Origin of the sequence: Knoellia pratensis, from assembly GCF_042666395.1 — a bacterium.
GTDB lineage: Bacteria > Actinomycetota > Actinomycetes > Actinomycetales > Dermatophilaceae > Knoellia > Knoellia pratensis.
In genome coordinates, this window is sequence record NZ_JBHTDJ010000003.1 from 969782 (window position 1) to 992379 (window position 22598).

Sequence of the window (22598 nt, forward strand, 5' to 3'; positions counted from 1 at the left end):
CGGCACAAAGTCACGAACGGGAGTCGATCGCTGCCGCCGGCGTCCATGGCCGTTCCGGATCAGTAGGTTGACGGGACGAGGGCCGGTAGGGCGGCCAAGGCGGCGATGGAGGTCGGGGGATGGGCGTGCTGACGCTGTTGCGCCGCCGCCTGCGGACCCACCCGCTCGCCCTGATCGCGGTCGTCGTTGCGGCCCTGATGTCCATGGTCGTCGTTTCCACGCTGCAACTGCTGTCCGGAGCGATCTCGGATGCCGGTGCGCGGTCGAGTCTCGGTGCGGATCCGTCGGGCACCTTCCTCGCCGACAGCACGGTCAGTGTCGACGCGTCCGTCGCGCCCGCGTCCCTGCCTGCCGCCGATGCCATGGTCCGTCCCCGGCTCGAGGGACTCGCCGAGGACGTGGCGGTGAGTCGTGTGGCCTATCCGACGGCGCGAGGCATCCGCGGCGGCGACGCTCGGGCTCGCGTCCAGCTCGCCGACATCACCGGTTTGCAGGAGCAGGTCGACCTCGTCGCGGGTCGATGGGCGAAGCGCACGGCGTCGGACTCCGTCATCGAGGTGGCGCTGCCCGAGCAGGCGGCCACGGCTCTCGAGCTCTCGCCGGGCAAGACCCTCGTGCTCACCAGTCTCACCAACGAGACCGACCCCGACCTCACGGTCACGATCGTCGGGGTCTATCGCGTGCGCGACAACGCGGCGGCGATCTGGCTCGACGACCCGCTCAGCCCTGTCGGTGTGCGCACGACCGAGTACACGACCTACGGCCCACTCGTGCTCGCGCCGGGGGTGTTCGAGACCGGGCTCGTGGGGAGGACCCAGATCACGTGGCGTGGTGCGACCCGCTTCCGGGAGGCGACGGCCGCCACGATCGCCGACGTGCGAGCCAACGTCACGCAGACCCTTGATCGGCTTCGGGTGGAGGTCGGGGACAACCGCGACGCGGCGCCGGGCACGAGTGCTCCGTCGTCACCCCTCATCAGCGGGGGCCGGGTCGAGACGGGTCTGACCGAGCGCCTCGACTCAGCATCACTCGTCGCGGCCCGCATCCGGGCCTCCCTCCTCACCCCTACGGTGCTGCTCATCCTTCTGGGCGCTGCGTCGCTCGTGATGGCGGCTCGGCTGCTCGCGTCGTTGCGGGCGGACGAGACCCGGCTCATGCGCACGCGCGGCATGTCGACCAGTCAGGTCGCGCTGCTGGCATTCGCGGACTCCGGGCTCATCGTCGGCGTCGGGGCGTTCGGCGCGCTCGGCCTTGCGCCGCTGTTGACGCGCGCCATCGGCCGGGCGGCGGGGGTCGATCTCAACGCCGGGACGTACGGCGACGCACTGCACAGCAGTCAGCTCTGGGTCGCCCTCGTGACGATGGCGCTCCTGGCCACCTTGGTCGTGGTCGTGACCAACGCGCGGTCGGGCAACAGTGACGACCCCGGTCGTGGACCCTCCGGCGGGGGTGCCCGCGCTCCCGCCGCGTTGCAGTTCGCCTCCGGATCCGGCCTCGACCTCGCACTCATCGGCATCGGTGTCCTCGCCGTCCTGCAGCTTCGTCGCTACGACGTCGCCGGCTCGGCGACCGTGGACCCCCTGACGATTGCGGCACCCGCGTGCGTCATCGCCGGGCTGTCCGTCCTGTGTCTGCGGCTGCTGCCCGGCGCCACTCGTCAGGTCGAGCGGGTCTCGGTGAGCCATGTCGGACTCGACCGTGCCTGGGGGGCGTGGCAGCTGTCCCGACGGCTCGCTGCGCAGGGCGGCACGATCCTGCTCATCCTGTTGTGTGTGGCGATGGGTGGGCTGGCGCTCTCGCACGTCGCCACGGCCAACCGAGCGCTCGCCGACCAGTCGGCCTTCGAGACCGGCGCACCGATCCGGATCGACCTGTTGGTGGGGCGCGTCGTGGCCGAGCAGGCTGCCGGCGGCGACGCGCGAGCGATGGCCGTGCTGCGCGAGAGCGAGGACCTGCGGACGGTCAAGGGATTCACGGTTCTCGGGCTGGATGCCTCCAGAGCGGGTCGGATCGCCGACCCCCGGCCCGACACGTTGGGCGGGGGCACGTGGCGCGACATCATGGCGGGCCTGGCTCGTGAGCGCCCCACGCCAGCAGCCGTGGCCGTCCCCGCGGGGACGACGAAACTGACGTTCAGCACCAGGATCGTCGCCAGGTCCGGCTCCCTGGACTACCTCGAGGGCCTCACTGGCACGGGTCAGGTTCTCCTGCGCGACGGTCGAGGCATCGTCACGGCCCTGCCGACAGGGGTTGTCACGGCGACGGCGACGGCGACGTCGGCCGAGGTCGCCCTGCCCCAGGGCGACCTCGCGCTGGCCGAACCCGTCTCGATCCTCGGGTTCTCCACCGCGCCCTACCTCCTCGGGGACCTGGGGCCCACCAACATCGTCCTGGGACTCGAAGTCACCGACCTGCGTGCCGATGGGCGACCCGTGGCGGGGGCCAGCCAGCTCACGGACCAGTCGCAGACCTCCGAGCTGCGGCTCACCACCGCTGCGTCGAGCGCCACGCACCTGCCGGTCGTCATGACCAAGGGGCTGGCTGCGGCCCTTGATGTCCGTGTCGGCGGGACGCTGACCCTGCCGATCCGCGGCCGGTCCGTGCCTGCGCGGGTCACGGCCCTCATGGACTCGGTCCCGACGGCGGCGGATCCCACGAGTGCTGTCCTCTTCGACCTGCCCACGCTCTATGCCACGACCGACCGCCCCGGGATCGACGAGGGCTGGCCGACGATCGTGCCTCGTCCGAGGGAATGGTGGCTCGCGCCCTCGGACCCTGTGGCGGCGGCCAAGGTGCTCCGTGGCGACGGGGTCCGTTCCGACGCGGTGGTGGTCCGTGCCGAGGTCGAGGCTGCCCGACGCACCAACCCGGTGAACGCCGGCATGCAGGGCGCGATGCTCCTCGTGACCGGTGCCGCCCTCGTGCTCGCCGCGGTCGGATTCGCCGCGACGACAGCCTCGCTCGCACGGGCCCGTCACCACGAGAATGCGATCCTCCTGGCGTTGGGTATGCCGCCCGCACGGATTCGTCGGGTCCTCACCCTTGAGCGCATCAGCGTCGTCGTGCTCACCGTTCTCGTCGGGGTCGCCATGGGTGCGGCGGCTGCATACGTCGTCGTGCCCTATCTCGTGGGCGGCGACGGTCACGCCCAGGTCCCCGAAGTCCTCGTCGTCATCCCGTGGGGGAGGTTGGCCCTGCTGGCCGGCGCGATCACTGCCGTCCTCTCGGCGATCGGCGTGCTCGTGCTCCGTCGCACCGGGTCAGACCTGGCCACCGAGCTCCGGATGGGAGAGTCGCGATGACCGGGCGGCACGAGGCAGTTCGACGGCGGACCCTCCAGGCCTTCTCCCTCCTGTGGCGTGGCGCGAGGACGACGGCACTCGCCACCGTGCTCTTCGCACTGCTCACCGCGATCGCCACGGCCTACCTGGTGGCGGCACCGCGACTGCAGGACACGGCATACGACGAAGCACTGGGTGACGAGCTGCGCTCCGCGAGCCAGCTCCAGCGCGACATCACGTTGACCCTCGTCCCCTTCGACCGCGGGAACTTCCTCGGCGAGGGAACGCCCGAAGGTCCCGGCGACGGGTTGACTGCCCCGTTCTCCGCGGTCGAGTCCGCGGCCCAGGGGGCGATGGCTGCGGACTCGACCCTGGTCGGCACACCGGTGGTCTCGGCCCAGACCGAGCCCTTCTCGATCTCGCCCGAGACCGGCACGAAGCTCCAGGACCCGCCGCAGACCGTTGTGCGTGTGCAGGGCGGGCTGGAGGAACACGTGACGTGGACGTCGGGCAGGGCTCCCGGCAAGCCGACCCAGACGCGCGCGCTCACCGTGGGGAAGCTGACTCGGGTCGTGCACCTCCTGCCCGTTGGGGTGTCGCAGGACGTCGCCGCCGGGCTCGGAATCACGGTCGGGGCGACCTACGAGCTCTTCCCCGCCGGCGAGCCGAAGAAGGTGGTCGGCCGCGAACCGATCTTCGTCGTCGTCGCGGGCACGTTCAGCCCACGCGATCGCCAGGATGCGTTCTGGGAGCCGGAGGGGCGGATGCTCGCGGTGGCGTCGATCCCGTCTCCCCAGGGCGGTGCGGTGCGTCAGGGGGCGCTGGTCCTGCCGGTGGAGAGCTATTCGGCGCTGACGGACAGCCTGCGCGGCGGTGAGATTCCTGACATGTCGGTGATGGGCAGCTCGTTCCTCACCCACTCGTGGCGATACAAGGTCCGTGAGGACCTGCGGCAGTCCGATGCGGTGCGCCTTTCGCGGATGGCGTCGCGGCTGGACACGGCGCGGGACATGACGCTGCTGCCGGAACGTCCCCGCCTCACCACGGACATCCCCTCTTTGGTCGAGCGCTATGAACGCGCCCTCGCGAGCACGAGTGTCGTGACGTCGTTCGCCACGGCGGGCATCACGGCCCTCTCGGCCATCGTGCTCATGCTCACGGCGCTCGTCGCGACCGCGAGCCGGCTGCGCGAGTTCACTCTTCTGGCCGCACGCGGCGCGTCGACACTCCATGTCCTGGCGATGGCGCTGGCCGGCCCGATGGCGTGGGGCGTTCTCGCGGCCGGTACCGCAGCCGCCCTCACCATGCTCCTCGTCGACGGAGTCCCGCCATGGGTGTCGTGGCTGCAGGTGGCGGTGGTCATCGCGGCGCCAGCAGCGGCCATCGCGACGTTGGTGTTGGCCTGCGTTCGGGCCGCCGTGAACACACGGGTGGCGGCGACGACGAGCCTGATCCGCTCGTCACGGCGCATCGTCGCCGAACTCGGACTCGTCGTCCTCTCAGTCCTGGCGATCTCGACGGTGCGTGCTCGCGGCGACGTCATCTCCGGTGGACAGACCGACTGGTATGCCGCCCTGTCGCCGGTGCTCCTCGCTGCCAGTGCCGCCGTGGTCGTGTTCCGGGTCCTCCCGGGGCCGATTCGGGCGCTCTCGCGGTTGGCGGGGCGCGGTCGGGGCTACGTGAACTTCCTGGGTCTGGCGCGCTCGTCCAGGGCGAGCGGCACGGCGGGGCTTCCGCTGTTGGCGCTCGTGGTCGGAGCGAGTGTCCTCACGGTCGTCGCCACGATCTCGGCGACCATCGGCGAGGAGCGCGCGGTAGCCGCCTATCGCACGGTGGGTGCCGACGTACGCATTGATGGGGGTCGCATCGACGATGCGGACCTTGCCGAGCTGCGACAGCGCCCGGGGGTGGCCGCCGTCGCCGGTGCCTATGTCGACCGCGGCTCGCTGATCGCGCCCAGCGACGACTCCACCGGTGGGGCCCAGGACGTGAGGATCATCGGCGTCGACCCCGCGCAGTATTCGTCCGTCCTTGCCCGGACTCCTCTCGCCATGGCAGGGAGTGGCGTCCGAGGTGCCGATGGGCGAATTCCGGTGTGGCTCAGTGCAGGTGCGTCCGTGGGGGATGAGATCCAGCTGGTGGTTCGAGGAACTCGTGTGCCTGCGACTGTCACTGTCGTCGATCCGACGCTGGCTCGAGTCAGCTCTGGTCAGCTCACGGCCACGGCTCTCGTGCCTCTGGACGCGCTGGAAGCCGCAGTGCCCCTGGCACAGAAGAACACGGCATACGCCAAGGCGTCCGCGAAGGCGGCGGCCGCGCTCGTGGCCGACGGCACGAACGACCGCGCCGCGATCGGCGAACTCGTCACCGGAGTGACGTCAGCGCGGGCCCTCACCGTCTCCTCAGCGAGTCGTTCGCTGCCATCCTTCGTCGCCCGCAGCTACGCCGTCGCTGCTGCGCTGACGGCGCTGCTCACCTTCCTGGCCGTTGTGCTGCTTCTCGTCGCGGGCCGCCCGGAACGTCGCCAGCTACTCCTGCGGTTGCGGACGATGGGTATGCCGCGTCGAGCCGAAGCGCGCCTGCTCGCCGTCGAGGTCCTGCCTCTCCTGCTCACTGCCGTGCTCGTCGGTGCCGGGGTGGGCATCGCGGCGCCGCTGCTCGTGTCCCGGGCGATCGACCTCGGTGGCTACACGACCGGTCCTCGTCCCGACCTCACGCCGAACTGGACTGTGGGTGGACTGGCCGCGCTGGGTGCGTTCCTGCTCGCCGTCCTGGCCCTCGTCATCGAAGAGATCCGAACCCGCCGTGCCTCGCTCGCCGAGCACCTCCGTGAAGGAGAGAACGCATGATCCTGACCCGACCCACACCAGATGCCGACGCAGGAGATCCGGTGGAGCTCGACGTCGTCTGCGATGGGCTCGTGCGCATCTTCGCGTCAGAAGGAGTCGAGGTCGTCGCGCTTCAGGGCCTCGACCTCGAGGTGCGTCGCGGGGAACTCATCGCCGTGGTCGGGGCGTCTGGGTCGGGCAAGTCGACCCTCCTCAACATCCTCAGTGGGCTCGACGTGCCCAGCGCCGGTTCGGCCTCGGTGGCCGGGCACGACCTGCTCACCATGGGCCGGGCCGAACGACTGCGCTATCGACGCGCGACCGTGGGCTTCCTCTATCAGCAGGCCACGGCAAATCTCTTGCCCTACTTGTCGGCCATCGAGAACATCCAGCTGCCGATGGTGTTCGCGTCGAGCGACAAGGGTGAGCGGGTCACCCGCGCTCAGGAGATCCTCGACGTCCTCGGCATCGGGGAGTGCGCCGATCGCCAGCTCGGAGAGCTCTCGGGCGGCCAGCAGCAGCGGGTGGCACTCGGGGTGGCGTTGGCCAACCGACCGACAGTGCTGCTGGCGGATGAGCCCACGGGAGAACTGGATTCGCGCAGCAGCGACGAGGTCTTTGCGGCGATCCGCAGTGCCAATGAAGAGCTCGCTACCACCGTCATCGTCGTCACCCACGACACCCAGGTCAGTGACCAGGTCACGCGCACCGTCGCCATCCGGGACGGGCGCACGGCTTCCGAGGTGCGTCGCCACGTGACGCGCGGCGCCGACGGTGGCGAGCTCGTCGTGAGTCAGGAGTACGCCGTGCTCGACCGGGCCGGGCGACTTCAGCTGCCGAAGGCGTTCGTTGCTGCGCTGGGGATGCGCGAAAGGGTCAGGCTCGAGCTCGAAGGTGACCACATCAGCATCTGGCCCGAGACCTCGAGCAAGGGGACGTCGGGGGAGAAGTCATGACGACGGCATACCTGGAAGTTGCCGACGTCAAGCGGACGTTCGGGTCGGGAGCGACGACCGTGCACGCCCTGCGTGGGGTGTCGCTCACGGCGGAGCCGGGGGAGGTCGTGGCCGTTCGCGGTCGCTCCGGCTCGGGCAAGACCAGCCTGCTCAACATCATCGGCGGGCTCGACCGGCCGGACTCCGGCACGGTGCACATCGATGGCACCGAGGTGACTGCCCTGGACGACGAGCAGGTCCTGGCGCTGCGGCGGACGTCAGTGGCCTACGTCTTCCAGTCGTTCGGACTCGTGCCCATTCTGACTGCTCACGAGAATGTCGAGATTCCGTTGCGGCTCAGGGCAGTTGACGCGGTGGAGCGGGAAGCACGCGTGGCGGAGGCGCTCGAGCATGTCGGGTTGACCAAGCACGCTCGGCAGCGACCGGGGCAGCTGTCCGGCGGTCAGCAGCAGCGCGTGGCGTTGGCGCGGGCCCTGGCGTCGCGGCCGGGTCTGTTGCTGGCCGACGAGCCCACCGGGCAGCTCGACTCCGAGACCTCACGCGAGATCATGGAGCTCGTCGTCCGGCTCGCCAAGGAGGCGCAGATGACGACGATCGTGACGACGCACGACCCCGTCCTGCTCTCCTTGGCTGATCGGGTCCTGGAGATCGCCGACGGAGCTCTCGCCGAGGCGAGGGTCGCGCCGAAGGCCTAGCCGAGGTCGTCGCGGACTCGGAGCATGCCCTCTTGGGCAACCGAGGCGACGAGCGTCCCGTCAGAGGCGAACATCCGGCCCATGCCCATACCTCGCCCACCCTGCGCCGAGGGTGACTGCTGCGAATAGAGCACCCACTCGTCGGCGCGCACCGGGCGGTGGAACCACATCGCGTGGTCGAGGCTGGCGACGTTGAGCCCCCCGCCGACCCACTGGCGGCCGTGTCGTCGCAGGACTGGCTCGAGCAGGGCGTAGTCCGACGCGTAGGCGAGGACGGCCGCGTGCAGCAGCGGGCCATCAGGCAGCTGTCCGATCGCCTTGATCCACACGTTCTGGTGCGCGACCTGCTCCTCGCCCGGGGCCAGGAAGAGGTTGCCCTCGACGTGGCGCTGTTCGATCGGCCGACCATCGACCATGTGCTTCGCGCCGGGGTGGTCGATGCCGCCGAAGGTGTCGGCGAGGGACGCGATGCCGTCGGGTCCCGGCACGTCGGGCATCACGTCCTGATGGTCGAGCCCACCGGACGGCTCCTGGAACGAGCAGCTCATGGACAGGATCGGCTTGCTGTTCTGGATGGCGTGCGCGCGGCGCGTCGAGAACGATCTGCCGTCGCGCATCTTCTCGACGGAGAAGTGGATCGGCTGGGTGTCGTCACCGGGCCGCATGAAGTAGGCGTGCAGGGAGTGGATGGGACGAGGCGGATCACCCTCGGCGGGCGTGACCGTGCGACCACAGGCCACCAGCCCCTGCGCGAGGACCTGGCCACCGAAGACCCGTCCGTGGGGCATCTTCTGGCTCTGACCCAGGAAGAGCGTGGTCTCCTCGGCGAACACCGTGGGCACGGGGACGGTCCCCCCGCCACTCGTCTGGCTGCTCGTGACCGTGACGGCGGCGGTCCCGATCTCCTCGAGGTCGAGGACCTTCAGCAACTCGGCCAGCGCGGGCGGGGTCTGGTCTTCCACGGCATCACTCACAGGCGTCACCCTAACGACGTGGGGTGCTCCGTCCGCGCTCAGGCCACCAACGGGCCATGGGGATGTTCGGCCCGCCCGCGGCGGCCCATCGTCGTGCCCGCGGCAACGCGACCCAGCGCCCGTTCGAGCCGGGCCACGGCCTCGACAAGTTCCTGGGGGGAGAGCACGTAGGGCATCCGGATCCACCGGTCGAGGCCACCGGCTGCGGCGAAGCGCGGACCGCTGGCGATGAGCAGGCCCTCGTCCTCGGCGGCGAGGGTGACCTCGGCCGCGATCGGGTCGGGCAGCTCGATCCAGAGCGACAACCCGCCGCTCGGCAGCACGAACCTGAGGTGCGGCAGTCGCTCCCGCAGCGCGCCAGCCAGAGCATCGCGACTGGACACGAGATCCTGGCGACGGTCTGCGGTGATGCCGGCCGTCACCTGCATGAGTTGCAGGAGGACGAGCTGGTCGATGACGGGAGCACCGATGTCGAACGGCACCCGAGCGGCCGTCAGGCGTTCGAGCATCGACCCCGACGCGCGGATCCACCCGATGCGCAGCCCACCCCAGTGCGACTTCGAGGCACTGCCGATCGAGATGGTGTCGGCATGGTGCGCGCCGAACGGCTGGGGCATCGGGCCCTGGTGATCGAGGGAGATCTCGACGACGGTCTCGTCGACGATGGCCGTGATTCGCTCTCGTGCCAACGCTTTTGCCACGACAGCGCGCTGCTCGTCGGACATGAGGTTGCCGGTCGGGTTGTGGAAGTCGGGGAGGAGGATTGCTGCCCGCGCACCTGAGGCCCGGATCGTCGAGGCCATCGTCGCGACGTCCCACCCGGTCGGTTCGACCGGGACGGCGGCGATCCTCGAGCGCAGCTGGGTCAGCGTGGGGAAGATGTTGGGATAGGTCGGCGTCTCCATGACGACGGCGTCGCCGGGGGAGAGGAGGGCCCGAGCCGCGATCGCCGTGCCCACGACGGCGCCGGTCGTCACGATGACCTCGTCGGCGCTCGTGGGCAGGCCGCGTTCGGTGTAGCGCGCCGCGATCGCTTCCCTCAGCTCGGGCACGCCGTTGAGCAGATAGCCGCTGCCGCTGAGGTAGCCGGGCGACGCCGCGATCGCCGCTTCCGCCGCCTGGGTCATCCCGGCCGGCGCGCGCTGTGCCGCGCAGGTGAGGTCGATCGTGCCCGCGGGGACCTGGGCCGACATGTGCAGACCCGTGTCGCGTCGCATCGCGCCCGCCGGAAGGCTCGCCACGCTGCCGGAGCCACGACGAGAGGTGAGATAGCCGCGATCGCGCAACACGGCATACGCGCTGCTCACGGTCGTGCGACTCAGGGCCAGCGCGCTCGTGAGGTCGCGCTCGCTCGGAAGCCGCGTTCCGACCGCGATGCGGCCGTCGGCGATGAGGAGCCTCAGGGAGTCGGCAACCAGTTGGTATGCCGGACCGTCACCTGACGTGGGACCGATGAGTTCCGCGGTGCGGACGGCGGAGAGCACGGGAGCAACCATGAGGCCACTGTCCCACAAGTGGCTATAGAAGAAGAGGCCACTTGTGCAGCACGCTTGCTGCATGAGCCCAATCCAGACCCTGCGCGCAGGCGCCTCACGACGCGTTGAGCTGATCCCCATGACCCCGATGGAGCAGCTGCGCGCGGGTCGGACCCTTCGCCGCGTCAGCCAGCTCCTCGTCGGGCTGTGGCTCTATGGCACGGCCATGGCGATGTTCATCCGGGCGGAGCTGGGGCTGGACCCGTGGGACGTCTTCCACTACGGCGTGCAGCAGCACATCGGTCTGAGCTTCGGGACGATCGTCGTCATCGTCGGTGCGCTCGTCCTCCTGCTGTGGATCCCGCTCAAGCAGTGGCCGGGTCTGGGCACGGTGGCCAACGTCTTCGTCATCGGCATCGCCACCGACGTCATGCTCGCGGTGCTGGACGCGCCGTCCGAGCTCTGGCTGCGCTGGGTGTTCCTGCTCGGCGGGATCGTCGTCAACGGCATTGGAGGAGCGATGTACATCGGCAGCCAATACGGCCCGGGCCCCCGGGATGGCCTCATGACCGGGTTGTCCCGTCGCACCGGTCTGTCGATTCGGTTGGTGCGTACCGCTCTTGAGGTCTCAGTGCTGGCCGTCGGATGGTTGCTCGGTGGTGTCGTCGGGCTCGGGACCGTGCTCTATGCGTTGCTCATCGGGCCTGCCGTCCAGGCGTTTCTCCCGCTGGTGACCGTGCGACTGCCGGCGCCGTCACGGGCATCGGCCCCGGCACCGACACCGGCTCAGAAGGACCTGATCCGCGAGCCGTAGAGGTCCTGCAGGACGCGGTTGTGCTCGTCACCGCCGGGGATGTTGGCCGAGAGGAAGACCGGAGGCACCTCGCCTGCCTCGACCATTCTGCTCACCACGCCGACGGTCAGGGCCTGGCCGATGAACGCCGCGGTGAGGGACGAGACGGCGCCGACCTTGCTGCCGTCAGCCAGTTCGAGGGTGGCGTCGCCGAAGGGCGCGAGGTTGTCGATCACGACATCCGCGATCTCGGACAGGCGCTTGCCGCTCGCGTGCTTCGGCTCGACGGCCCGGGTGTGTTCGAGGCTCGTCACGGCGATGACCTGGTGCCCGCGCTCCTTGAGGGCCAGGGCCATGCCGACGATCGAGGAGTTCACCCCGGAGTTGCTCGCGATGATGAAGACATCCTGGGGATGGATCTCGGTGTGGGCGAGGAGCTCCTCGACGACGGTGGGGTCACGTTCGAGCTCGGGCTTGAACAGGTCTTCGCGATCACGGCCGCCGACGAGCACCACTTCGCGCAAGGTGATCCGTCGCGTGGGGATGAGCCCACCGGCTCGCCCGGCGATCTCCATCGAGAACCCCTCGGAGTGGCCGGTCCCGAACGCCTGGATCACTCCGTTGGAGCGCACGCACTCGGTGAGCAGGTCGATGGCCTCGTCCAGCCCGCCAGCCGCGACGAGCGACTGGAGCCGGGTGAGCCGACTGTTGACCTCCGTCGCGAGATCGGCCTGGGCGGTGTGCGGAGTGCTGGCTGACATGGATGCGCTCTCTCGTCGGGGGGACTCTGCACACTGATGCTGCCATGGGCGCGCGAGGCGGCAGGATGAGGCCGTGATCCTTGTTGCCGTCGACGCCGGAGGTACCCGCACCCGGGCCTCCATCGTGCAGAACTCTCTCGAGTGCGCAGGTGTAGGTCTCGCAGGCCGGGGGAACCCGGTCTCGGCGGGCCCCGATGCTGCGTTCGCGGAGATCGCCACCGCCATCGGCCGAGCGGCCGCTGCGGCAGGCGTCGCGCTCGGGGAGATCGACGCAGTCACCCTGGCCAGTGCGGGTGGGGCGGCTTTCGAGGACGGCTTTCTCGCGGACGCGTTCGCCGGGATCGGGATCAGGGCGCCGTGGGCCAGGAAGGGTGATCTGGCCGCGCTGTTCTCGTCCGGCACCCACGAGACCTCCGGCTACAGTCTCGTCGCCGGGACCGGTGCCACGGCGGTGCGGATCGTGGACAACGCCGAGGTGCAGACCGTTGACGGACTCGGCTGGTTGTTGGGAGACACCGGATCCGGCTTCTGGATCGGGCACCAGGTCGCGCGAGCCGTGGCGACTGCGCTCGATGGCAGGACTGCGACCTCGATGGTCGGGCCCGCCCTTGGGGTGCTCGGGATCGAGCCCGACCTCGCCCTGCGAGCAGGACGTCCCGTCGCGAACCATGAGCTGATCAGAGTGGTCTACACACAGTCGCCGTTTGTCCTGGCCGCGTTGGCGCCGGTCGCCTTCCTCGACGAGAGCGACGAGGTGAGCGCCAATATCGTCGAGGGCGCGGCACACGGCCTGGCTCAGGCCGTCATCGACGTCCACGCCGATGACGTCATCGGGCCGCTCGTCCTCGGTGGTGGCGTGATGGCAGGGCAACCGCGCCTGCGAGAGCGCACCGTGGCCGCACTCGGGGAGGCGGGGCTGACGTTGCAGGTGATCGATGCGGCAGATGGTCTGGTTGGTGCGTCAGTCCTCGGCCTGCGCGACGCTGGCGTCACAGTTGATGCCGCAGTCTTCGAGACCGTGAGGTCGACGACGGAGGTGCAACTGGCTCGGGCGACAGCGCACCAGGCGGACGGGGCATGAGCACCGACACCCGGCCGCGCTTCACCAGTCGGGAGGTCCGTGACGGGTCGGCATATCCGCAGGGCCCGACGCGTCACGCAACCCCCGACTCGTCAGGCAAATCCGACACGTCGCGCACCACACCCGGACTGGATCGCCGTTGACCGTTGACCGTTGACCGTTGACCGTTGACCGTTGACGGGTGACCGGGGGAACCGGTCAGCCGTCCACGGCCAAGGCGAACGGCAGGACCGCGTCGGCACCGGCACGCCGCAGCGCCCGACTTGCCACGGTGAGCGTCCAACGTGAGCTGACGAGGTCGTCGACGAGGAGCACCGGACCACGGACCCCTGCGAGCGTCTGCGCCAGCTCCGGTCCGACGACGAGGCGCTCCCAGACCCCGGCGAGGCGGAACGCGCTGTTGCCGCCCGCCTCACCCGTGGGGCCACCGTGGTCGAGGTCGAGGGTGCCGAGCAGGGGCAGGCGCCCGATCTCGGCCAGGCCCGCGGCGAGTGACTGCACGAGCTGAGGATGACTGCGGGACGGCATGGCGACGATGCCGGCGGGACGCTGCGACCAGCCCCACTCGGCGAGGACGCCGACGCACGCGCGAAGCAGCTCCGGTGTGGCGGGGGCGTCTTCACGCAGCACCTGCCGCAGGCGATTGCCCCAGCCGAGGTCGCTCAGCCGGGCCAGCGCGCGGCCACCTGACATCGCCTCGTCCGGCGAGATCTTGCCCTTGACGGGCACACCGAGCCGGTCCATGCCGGTCGGCCACTGCGCACGCGCGTCGAGGTCCACGCCCACGCGAGCCAGGCGTTTGCGGGCGGCCCCGATGACGTTGTCGGGCACGTCGGTGGCGTACCACGGGCCGGCGCAGCTGTCGCACTTGCCGCAGGGCACGGCCGTTTCATCGTCGAGGGTTCGTTGGAGGAACGCCATGCGGCACTCGGTCGTCGACTCGTAGTCGAGCATGAGCTGCTGCTCGTCGCTCCGACTCTGCGCGACCCGGGCATAGCGCTCGGCGTCGTAGGTCCACGGCTGGCCGGTTCCGGTCCACCCACCCTGGACCCGGGTCACGGCACCATCGACGTCGAGCACCTTGAGGAGCAGCTCGAGGCGCGTGCGGCGGACGTCGACGATCGTCTCGATCGCGGCCGTCGAAAGGGGTCGTCCCGCTTCGGCGAGGGCGGTGAGCACGGCGTCGGCCTGCTCCTGGCGAGGCATCGACACCGACGCGAAGTAGAGCCAGATGTCCTTGTCCTCTGGGCCTGGGAGGAGCAGGACGTCGGCCCGGTCGGTGGCGCGTCCGGCACGACCGACCTGTTGGTAGTAGGCGACGGGTGACGACGGCGCCCCCAGGTGCACGACGAACCCGAGGTCAGGCTTGTCGAAGCCCATGCCGAGAGCCGAGGTCGCCACGAGAGCCTTGACCTGGTTGTCGCGCAGCTGACCTTCGAGGCGCTCACGGTCGGCGGGGTCCGTGCGGCCGGTGTAGGACGAGACGCGGTGGCCGGCCTCCGTCAGGGCGGCCGCGACCTCCTCGGCGGCAGCCACCGTCAACGCGTAGACGATCCCGCTGCCCGGCAACTCGTCGAGGTGCGCGAGGAGCCAGCCGAGCCGCTGCTCGGGCGACATCGAACTCAGCACACCGAGCCGCAAGGAGTCACGCGCGAGTCCGCCGCGCACGGTCAGAACCTCGCGCCCACCGACTCCCAGCTGCTCGACGACATCGGTCACGACGCGGGCGTTGGCGGTCGCCGTCGTCGCGAGCACCGGCACGTCTGCGGGGAGTTCGGTGAGCAGGTCGCGGATGCGCCGGTAGTCGGGCCGGAAGTCGTGTCCCCAGTCGGAGACGCAGTGGGCCTCGTCGACGACGAGGAGGCCGCAACGGCGCGCGAGGTCGGGGAGCTGCTCGTCGCGAAAGCGCGGGTTGTTGAGCCGTTCGGGACTCACGAGCAGGACGTCGACCGAGTCGGAGGCCAGTGCCTGACGCACGTCGTCCCAGTCCTGGGCGTTCGCCGAGTTCATCGTCACGGCGCGTATGCCGGCCCGCTGGGCCGCGGCGATCTGATCGCGCATGAGCGCCAGCAGGGGGGAGATGATCACCGTCGGTCCGGCGCCCTGGGCCCGACGCAGCGCCGTCGCGACGAAATAGACCGCCGACTTGCCCCACCCTGTCCGCTGGACGACGAGGACGCGCGACCGGTCGGCCACCAGGGCGGTGATGGCCTCGAGCTGGCCGTCGCGGAAGTCGACGTCGTCGCGTCCGACGAGTCGGCGCAGGGCCGTCGTCGCGTCGCTGGCAAGCGTGGTGGTCTCAGATGCGTTCGTCATGGTCACCCCACCGTAGGCGGGTCTCCCGACAAGGACTCAGCGCCCTGTGGACAACTGCCCTCAGTGCCATCCGTCGTCATCGACCCCACCGGGCACATTCGCCTCGGGGTCATAGGGCGTGCGGGTGAACCGGAACGTGGCGAGGTCGAGGTGCGACACCGACCCGTCCTCGCGGCGCAACACACGCAGCGGCTCGCCCGTGTAGTAGCCGTCGAGACCCACCCACTCGTCCCAGCTCTCGCCCACGCGTCGGAAGCGCGACCCGCGGCCCGTCCCGGGAGTCCCGAAGACCAGGTGCTCGCCGACGAACCGCGCCGTCTCCGCGGCCGGACCCCAGTGCCACAACCCCGCAAGTTCGAGCCCGTCCGAGGACCCGGAGGCGACCCACGGTGTGACCTCAGGCGCCTCGAGCTCACGCATCGTCCGCAGCAGCTCCGTGTGCAGTGGCCTGAGCCCCGCGCTCGCCGTCGTGTTGCTGAAGAGCACGACACCATCACCGACCTCACCCGCTGGCCCGTCGCCGGTCTCGGCGTCGAGGTGCACCCGCAGGATCGCGAGGAAGCCGGGCATCGAGCCGCCGTGCCCGGCCGAGCGGGCGCCCGCCTCGTTCCACACCTGCCAGCCGAGTCCGTGCGCGCCGAGCCATGGCTGTCCGGGCTCGTCGACGACGTGGTGCGGCTCGACCATCTCGGCCAGAGTCTCTGCCGACAGCACGCCGTCAGTCCGTCCACCCAGCAGGGCCGTCCACTTGGCGAGGTCGTTCACGGTCGTCCAGAGCTGACCGGCGGGTGCCATGGCTCCGGCGTCGTGCTCGGGTTCGGCCAACAGCACGTCGGCGAAGGGATGCACCGCCAACCCCTGTGCCGCAGCGCCCGAGGGCCGCAGCGTGGTCCGCGTCATGCCCAACGGTTCGAGCAGTTCGTCACGCACGACCTCGAACCACGGGCGTTCCCGGACCACCTCGACAAGGCGACCGAGGGCGGCATACCCCGTGTTGGAGTAGTGAAAGCGGCGGCCGGAACGGAAGCGTGCTCCGACGCCGGACGCGACAAGTGCGTCCCAGTCGTCGCCGGGGGTGCGCTCCCACCAGTCGCTCGACGACTCGGCCTGCACACCGCCGGCGTGGGTGAGGAGCTGCTCGATGGTGACGTCGTCGAGCGCACTGCCGGGGACGTGTGCCCCGAAGCGGTCCGACAGCTCGAGTCGCCCCGCGTCACGCAGCCGCATCACCGCCACCGCCACGAAGGTCTTCGTGATCGACCCCATCCGGAACTGCGTGTCCGCGTCGACGGCGACACCGTCCGCGCGCCCGTCGACCGTGCCGACCGCGCCGGACCAGACGAGCTCGCCGCCGCGCACGAGTCCCGCTGCGACAGAGGGCATCCGGTGCTTGCGTTGACCGGCGGCAAGGATGTGGTCGAGGCGTGCAGAAGTCGACGTTGAGATCGGCATCCGACCACCCTAGGTCGGGCGGCGGGGGAGCCGCTGCCGGGGCGGCTCGGTGCTGCGAGACTGGTGCCATGGTCGATCCCGTTCCCGAAGCCAGTGAGCGTCCCTATCGCACAGAGGTTCCGCTCCGGTGGTCCGACATGGACGCCTATGGCCACGTCAACAACGTGCAGTACCTCCGCCTCCTCGAGGATGCCCGCATCATCGGCTTCCGCGAGTGGTTCGGCGCCGACCGCTCGCTCCTCGACGGCGGGGTCGTCGTGTCGCGTCACGAGATCGAATACCTGGCGCCGCTGACCTACCGACCGCAGCCGATCGAGGTCGACATGTGGGTCACGAGCGTCCACGGCGCAGGGTTCAACCTCGGGTATGCCGTTCGCGATCCCGAGGCGCTCGGCGAGACCGTGTATGCGCTCGCCGAGACCGGGCTCGTCCTCTACGACTTCACGACCGCGAGTCCGCGCCGTCTCACCAAGGACGACCGGGCGATCCTCGCGACGCACGCCGGCGACGCCGTTGCCTTCCGTTGGTCGCGCCGGTGAGCGCTGTGGTCGCCACCGAGCTCGTGCTCGCCGACGCTGAGTCCCTCCAGGACCTTGGCCGGTATGCCGCCCGCGCCCGTGCGCTCGACACCGACGGTGCCGTGCGACTCCAAGCGGTCGGGCTCGTCCTCGCGTCGTGGGTGGGAGTGTTGCCCGGGTCAGGCTTGCTCAGCACCGGAGTGACGGTCGGCTTGCGCACGTCGGAGCTCGCAGAGCCAGCTCAGCTCGACGTGTTGGTCCCGCTCGCGTCGGTGAGTGACCGGGTGGCGCGACCGGGGGAACGGGCGGTGCTGCCCGTCCCGCCGATGACAGTGTCGGCTGCGTGGGCTGCGGTGTCTCCGCCTCGTTCGGGGTGGCGGCCGCTCGGTGTGATCGACTCAGAAACGTTGCAGCGCAGCGCATCTGAGGGGATTGCCGAGGTCGCCGATGGCACCCCGCAGGGCGCTGGGGCTCCTGCTCTTGCTGCCTTGCGTGAGCAGGTGTGGCGCCGCTCGATGGCCGGCACGACGGACGAGGCGCCGGTTCCGGCGGCGCTGGCGTTCGCGGCATACGCTCTCGGCTTCCTCACGCCGGGCGCCGAGGCGAGCATCGCGACGAGTGGTCCCTGGACCCGTCTCACCACACCCGCCGGACACGCCCTCACCCGCTCCTGACGGAGGAAGTTGCTCTGGATTGATGGGGCCAAACGCGCGACATACCGCGCGTTTGGCCCCATCACCTATGAATCGCTGCGCGTCAGGCGCGGATGCGGCGGCCGGCGACGATGACGAGCGTGGCGACGGCGGCTGTGCCGAGCCACATCGCGACGAAGGCTGGCACGTCCTTGCCGGCGCGTGTGTGCAAAGCAGCGAACACTGCACCCGTGGCCGCGATGCCGATCACCGAGCCGAGCACGTCCGACAGCTGCAGGTTCGACGATGCCGACCCGTGGTCCGACGGAGCGGTGAGCGACAGGGCGAGGACCGACAGGCTCGCCGTGCCCATTCCCATCCCCATGCCTGCGACGGCCAGTGGCGCCGCGATGAGCCACGGCCACCACCCCGCCCACGTCACCACGACGACGCCGAGCAGCCCAGCAGCAAGCGCCGCCCCGCCGAGGCTCACGAGCCGATCGCGCGCCCCTGAGAAGCGGTCGCGCCCCTGGATCCAGGAGCCCAACGACCAGCCGATGGACCCGATTGCCAACACCGAACCGGCCTGCGCGAGAGTCAACCCGCGCTCCCCGGTGAGCATGAGCGGGATGTAGGTGATCGTGCCGAAGAACGCGCACGGCAGGAAGAAGCGGCTGATCATCACCGACGACAGCCCGCGACGCATCGTGAACGTTCCCGCGGGCAGCAACAACGGCGCGCAGACGAACACACCCACAAGCCCGAGGAGCGCCGCAACCGTCTGGACCGACCACGTCAGCTCGAGTTCGTGCGTGCCCCACTGCATGACGCCGGCAGACACGGCAATGCCGAGCCCGAGCCAGGCTGCCCGCACGTGCGAGCCGTGGTCGCGGCTTGAGGCATCCACGCTCGAGTCGGAGGCGCGGATCTGGCCGCGCCGCACCAGCAACACGACGAGCGCCGCCGCAACCGGTGCGATGACCATCCAGAAGACCCAGCGCCACGACCAGGTGCTCGTCACCCACCCGGCGATCACCGGACCAACCAGCGAGGGAAGGACCCACGCAGCACTGATGACACTGAACACCTTGGGTCGCAACGACTCGGGATACGTGCGACCGATGAGGACGAAGCCGGCGACGAACGTCAATCCAGCACCGAGGCCCGCGACAGCGCGCCCCAACAGGAACGGCGTGAAGTCCGTCGATGCCCCGCAGATCCCGCAGCCCAACGCAAAGAGCCCCTGGCCCGTCAGCAGTGACGGCAGCGATCCCGATCGATCGCACCACACACCCGCCAACACGATGCCGAGCAGCTGGGTCGTGAGCATGACCGAGAACGCCAACCCGTACGACCGAACCGCATCGAGCTCGAGAGCTACCTCGGGCATGGCCGTGGAGACAGCCATCGACTCGAACGCGATGACGAGGATGAGCGAGACGAGCGCCAGGGTCAGGGCGGCATACTCCGGTCCGAAGACCCCGCCGCGGCTCGATGGCTTGCCCGCCACAATGTCGATTCCCCGTGAACTCACTCCGTCACGCTACGCGAGACCCATACAGGCTCAGGCGGCCGAAGTGAGTGGGTGGCCGCGCTCGGCCAACACGTCGCGCAACGTGCCGATGTGGTCGGTGACGATGCCGTCGACGCCGAGGTCGAGGAGTCGGTGCATCTCGGTGGCGGACTCGTCGCTCCACGGGTGGAACCACACGTGCACCTGCTTGCCCAACCGGTGCGCAACTGAGACCAACTGCGGTGTCACGAGCGTGATCTCACGTCCGCGAATGCGGTGAGCGACAGGAATCTGCAGCACCGGCGCGGGGGTGTGGAGCCACCGGGACAGGGGACCGGGCGCATACCGCAGAGCACCCGTCCCGATCTGACCCGCGGCCGTCGCCAACGAGTGCCCGAGCGCCCGCCGAGCCGCCCGCACCCGCAGCTCGCTGAACGACGCGATGCACACACGGTCGATGGCGTTGTGCCGCCGGATCGTGCTGATCATCGGGTCGAGAGCCGAGTCCGACTTGATGTCGACGTTGAGCCGTGTCGTCGGGAGCTCCTCGAGCAGCTCCGTCAGCAAGGGGACTGCATCGGTGCCGTTGATCCGCGCCTCGCGCACCGCGGCATACGGGAGGTCGATGATGGCGCCCTCCACATCGGTGACCCGGTCGAGGTGCGTGTCGTGGAAGGCGACCAGCTCACCGTCCGACGTCGCGTGCACATCCGTCTCGAGATAGCGATAACCCATGGCCACGGCCCGTCGGAACGCACCCATCGTGTTCTCGAGACCGACATTCGGACCGTATGCCGCGCCGCCGCGATGTGCCATCCCGATCGGTCCGTCGTGGTCGAAGTAGGCGAACTCCGAAGCCCGCGCCATGGCGTCAGATCCTTGCCCAGACGGCGACGTCGGTCGGAACGCGCCCCTCATGGGTGAGGTCCTCGGAGTAGTGCGTCACCACGGCGCCGGCCGGCAGGGTCACCGGCTCCGCGCCGAGGTTGACGAGGACGAGTGTCCGACGCGAGTCGTCTGCGGACGCGTTGACGAACGCGATGACGTCACCATCCGAGAACTCGTGCCACGATGCCGAACCCAGCCCGAGACGTGCTTCCCGGCGAGCAGCCAGCATCGAGCGATAGAGCTCCAACGTCGACCCGGCGACCCCTGCTTGCTGGTCCACGGCATACGCGCCGTAGGACTCGGGCTGCGGCAGCCAGGTCCTGTCGCTCGGCCCGAAACCCAGGCTGGGCGCATCGCGCACCCACGGAATCGGCACCCGGCACCCGTCGCGCCCGATCGCCTTGCCCTCGGTGCGGTGGAACGTCGGGTCCTGACGGAACTCGTGCGGCATGTCAGTCGACTCGGGGAGCCCGAGTTCCTCGCCCTGATAGAGGTAGGCGCTGCCGGGAAGCCCGAGCATCAACATCGTGGCGGCACGCGCCCTGCGCAGACCGAGCTCGGCGTCGGGTTGAGCCTGATCGGCCGCGATCCCGTTGGGGCGAGGCAGCGACTGGTCGAGGCCGAGCCTGGAGACGTGACGAACCACGTCGTGGTTGGACAGCACCCACGTCGTCGGGGCACCGACCGCGTCGTTCTCGCGGAAGGACGTCGTGATGACCTCGCGGAAGCTGTTGGCGCCCCAGTGGGTGTCGAGGAAGTCGAAGTTGAAAGCCTGGTGCATCTCATCGCTGCGGACGTAGCGGGCCAGTTGGCTCTCCGGCTTCACCCACGCCTCGGCGCACAGAATCCGCTCGGGAGAGGGCTGCTCGTTCAGAAGAGACCTCCATCGACGGTAGATCTCGTGGACGCCCTCCTGATCCCACATCGGGGGCCGGGGGCCGTGCCCGGTCTCGTGGATGCGGGCTGACTCGTCCTCGGTCAGCGGGAGCGCCGCCTCTGCGCTCGTGTCCGTGGCGTCGAGCATCTGGAGCGGGCCGTCCCAGTCGGGCAGTCCCTCTTCCTTGACGAGGCCGTGGGCGACGTCGACACGGAAACCATCCACGCCGCGCTGGCACCAGAACTCCAGGATTGACGCGAACTCGTCGCCGACCTCGGGGTTGGTCCAGTCGTAGTCGGGCTGCGTCGTGTCGAAGATGTGGAGGTACCACTCGCCGGGCGTGCCATCGGCCTCGACAACGCGGGTCCACCCGTTGCCACCGAAGACCGACGGCCAGTTGTTGGGTGGCTCGTCACCGTTCTCGCCCTTGCCCTCGCGGAAGATGTAGCGACCCCGCTCGGCGCTTCCCGGCTCGGCGGTCAGCGCTGCCCGGAACCACTCGTGCTCGCTGGACGAGTGGTTGGGCACGAGGTCCACGATGACCTTGAGCCCGAGGTCGTGTGCGCCGGCAATGAGCGCGTCGGCGTCGTCGAGCGAGCCGAAGATCGGGTCGATGTTGCGGTAGTCGGCGACGTCGTAGCCCGCGTCGTGCATCGGCGAGACGTAGAACGGCGAGAGCCAGATCGCGTCGACACCGAGGTCGCGCAGGTAGGGCAGACGGGCCGTGATGCCCGGCAGGTCGCCGATGCCGTCGCCGTCGGAGTCGGCCCACGACCGCGGATAGATCTGGTAGATCACGGCGTCGCGCCACCACGGCGCGTCGGCCGGGTCGGCGGGGTGCAGGAGGGCGGCGTCCGTTGTGGTCTGGGTCACCCACCCCATGCTTCCGTATGCCGCCCGCCCCCCAAAATCCCACCCCCTCACCGACCGGCTTCGTGCCCCGCACGGACAACTCGCTGTCCGTGCGGGGCACGAAGCCGGTTCAGGGGTGGACGAGTTCGCGGTGGTCCTCGGCGCGGCCGTGGAGCGGGCAGGGCTGCCGGGGCTCGCGTGGGCACAGCACCCAGACCTGGCTGGCCCGAGCGCGATAGAGCCGATACGGGGACTCGCCGGTGACGTCCTCGAGCGTCATTGTGCTGCCACCTCGCGACGGCGCACCCGGGTAGACGCGCAACCCGGCCTCAAGCTCTCGGCCGTCGACGACGGAAGCCGAGCCGACGGCATACAGGGCTCGTCCGTGGTACGCCGGAACGGTCGAGTCGAAGACGACGAGACTCACCTCGGGGTGAGCCTCGACGTTGACCGAATGGAGCGAAGCGCGGTTGGACACCCAGTAGAAGTCGGTGAGGCCTTTGGCTGCCATGTAGACCGGGGAGGTCCACGGCTGCCCGTCGGCGCCGATCGTGCCGAGGGTCAGGTAGGCGTTGCGCTCGAGCAGGGCCCTCGCGTGGTCCGGGAGGGGTGCATGGAGCGACTCATCCGTCATGCCACCAGTCCTACCCCATGGCGGCGACCTGTCGCGGGGAGCGGAGTCTGCCGTCCCTCGACTTCGTGCCCC

General features: G+C 69.8%; 17 protein-coding genes. 8 read left to right on the top strand and 9 right to left on the bottom strand.

The window, feature by feature from the left end; translation table 11 throughout:
• Nucleotides 1-119: 119 nt before the first annotated feature.
• From ACFQRE_RS14525 to ACFQRE_RS14540, 4 genes are read left to right on the top strand one after another with little or no spacing between them, the layout of a single operon-like run.
• Complete coding sequence (locus ACFQRE_RS14525; RefSeq protein ID WP_380123540.1) at nucleotides 120-3302, top strand: FtsX-like permease family protein; 3183 nt, start codon at nucleotides 120-122, stop codon at nucleotides 3300-3302.
• Nucleotides 3299-6130 (top strand): FtsX-like permease family protein, encoded by a 2832-nt coding sequence (locus tag ACFQRE_RS14530; protein ID WP_380123542.1) that lies wholly within the window; start codon nucleotides 3299-3301, stop codon nucleotides 6128-6130. The genes ACFQRE_RS14525 and ACFQRE_RS14530 overlap by 4 nt, the downstream gene beginning before the upstream one ends.
• Nucleotides 6127-7065 (top strand): ABC transporter ATP-binding protein, encoded by a 939-nt coding sequence (locus tag ACFQRE_RS14535; protein ID WP_380123544.1) that lies wholly within the window; start codon nucleotides 6127-6129, stop codon nucleotides 7063-7065. The genes ACFQRE_RS14530 and ACFQRE_RS14535 overlap by 4 nt, the downstream gene beginning before the upstream one ends.
• A complete protein-coding gene (locus ACFQRE_RS14540; RefSeq protein WP_380123546.1) occupies nucleotides 7062-7760 on the top strand; it encodes an ABC transporter ATP-binding protein in 699 nt (232 codons plus the stop codon). Before ACFQRE_RS14535 ends, ACFQRE_RS14540 begins: the two co-directional genes overlap by 4 nt.
• Here ACFQRE_RS14540 and ACFQRE_RS14545 read toward each other — a convergent pair.
• Both ACFQRE_RS14545 and yczR read right to left on the bottom strand, forming a co-directional pair.
• Complete coding sequence (locus ACFQRE_RS14545) at nucleotides 7757-8734, bottom strand: acyl-CoA thioesterase (RefSeq protein WP_380123548.1); 978 nt, start codon at nucleotides 8732-8734, stop codon at nucleotides 7757-7759. The two genes, ACFQRE_RS14540 and ACFQRE_RS14545, sit on opposite strands and share 4 nt — an antisense overlap.
• Nucleotides 8735-8772: 38 nt before the next feature.
• The gene (gene yczR / locus ACFQRE_RS14550; protein WP_380123550.1) at nucleotides 8773-10230 is read right to left on the bottom strand and encodes a MocR-like transcription factor YczR; all 1458 of its coding nucleotides are present in this window, start codon (nucleotides 10228-10230) and stop codon (nucleotides 8773-8775) included.
• 61 nt (nucleotides 10231-10291) lie between these two features.
• Between yczR and yczE the strand changes: the two genes are divergently transcribed.
• Nucleotides 10292-11023 (top strand): membrane protein YczE, encoded by a 732-nt coding sequence (gene yczE / locus ACFQRE_RS14555; RefSeq protein ID WP_380123552.1) that lies wholly within the window; start codon nucleotides 10292-10294, stop codon nucleotides 11021-11023.
• On the opposite strand, the gene ACFQRE_RS14560 is transcribed toward yczE, so the two are convergent.
• Nucleotides 10996-11763 (bottom strand): sugar isomerase domain-containing protein, encoded by a 768-nt coding sequence (locus ACFQRE_RS14560; protein WP_380123555.1) that lies wholly within the window; start codon nucleotides 11761-11763, stop codon nucleotides 10996-10998. The two genes, yczE and ACFQRE_RS14560, sit on opposite strands and share 28 nt — an antisense overlap.
• Nucleotides 11764-11836: 73 nt before the next feature.
• On the opposite strand from ACFQRE_RS14560, the gene ACFQRE_RS14565 reads away from it, so the two are divergent.
• Nucleotides 11837-12844, top strand: coding sequence for an N-acetylglucosamine kinase (locus ACFQRE_RS14565; protein WP_380123557.1), 1008 nt, complete (start codon nucleotides 11837-11839; stop codon nucleotides 12842-12844).
• Between the two features lie 198 nt (nucleotides 12845-13042).
• Here the strand turns inward: ACFQRE_RS14565 and ACFQRE_RS14570 are convergent, their stop codons facing one another.
• Nucleotides 13043-15160, bottom strand: a complete 2118-nt coding sequence (locus ACFQRE_RS14570) for a RecQ family ATP-dependent DNA helicase (protein WP_380123559.1) — start codon at nucleotides 15158-15160, stop codon at nucleotides 13043-13045.
• Between the two features lie 60 nt (nucleotides 15161-15220).
• The gene (locus tag ACFQRE_RS14575; protein ID WP_380123561.1) at nucleotides 15221-16612 is read right to left on the bottom strand and encodes a serine hydrolase domain-containing protein; all 1392 of its coding nucleotides are present in this window, start codon (nucleotides 16610-16612) and stop codon (nucleotides 15221-15223) included.
• A 68-nt stretch (nucleotides 16613-16680) separates the two neighbouring features.
• On the opposite strand from ACFQRE_RS14575, the gene ACFQRE_RS14580 reads away from it, so the two are divergent.
• The gene (locus ACFQRE_RS14580) at nucleotides 16681-17151 is read left to right on the top strand and encodes an acyl-CoA thioesterase (RefSeq protein ID WP_380123564.1); all 471 of its coding nucleotides are present in this window, start codon (nucleotides 16681-16683) and stop codon (nucleotides 17149-17151) included.
• Complete coding sequence (locus tag ACFQRE_RS14585; RefSeq protein WP_380123566.1) at nucleotides 17148-17804, top strand: hypothetical protein; 657 nt, start codon at nucleotides 17148-17150, stop codon at nucleotides 17802-17804. Before ACFQRE_RS14580 ends, ACFQRE_RS14585 begins: the two co-directional genes overlap by 4 nt.
• Nucleotides 17805-17886: 82 nt before the next feature.
• Here ACFQRE_RS14585 and ACFQRE_RS14590 read toward each other — a convergent pair whose 3' ends face one another.
• The 4 genes from ACFQRE_RS14590 to ACFQRE_RS14605 form a co-directional block, all read right to left on the bottom strand.
• Nucleotides 17887-19296 carry an MFS transporter gene (locus ACFQRE_RS14590; protein ID WP_380123568.1) on the bottom strand — a complete coding sequence of 470 codons (1410 nt, stop codon included), beginning with the start codon at nucleotides 19294-19296 and terminating at the stop codon, nucleotides 17887-17889.
• A gap of 30 nt (nucleotides 19297-19326) precedes the next feature.
• Complete coding sequence (locus ACFQRE_RS14595; protein WP_380123571.1) at nucleotides 19327-20142, bottom strand: glycerophosphodiester phosphodiesterase family protein; 816 nt, start codon at nucleotides 20140-20142, stop codon at nucleotides 19327-19329.
• Between the two features lie 4 nt (nucleotides 20143-20146).
• Nucleotides 20147-21922 (bottom strand): glycoside hydrolase family 13 protein, encoded by a 1776-nt coding sequence (locus tag ACFQRE_RS14600; RefSeq protein WP_380123573.1) that lies wholly within the window; start codon nucleotides 21920-21922, stop codon nucleotides 20147-20149.
• A 100-nt stretch (nucleotides 21923-22022) separates the two neighbouring features.
• Nucleotides 22023-22526 (bottom strand): pyridoxamine 5'-phosphate oxidase family protein, encoded by a 504-nt coding sequence (locus tag ACFQRE_RS14605; protein ID WP_380123575.1) that lies wholly within the window; start codon nucleotides 22524-22526, stop codon nucleotides 22023-22025.
• Between the last annotated feature and the right edge of the window lie 72 nt (nucleotides 22527-22598).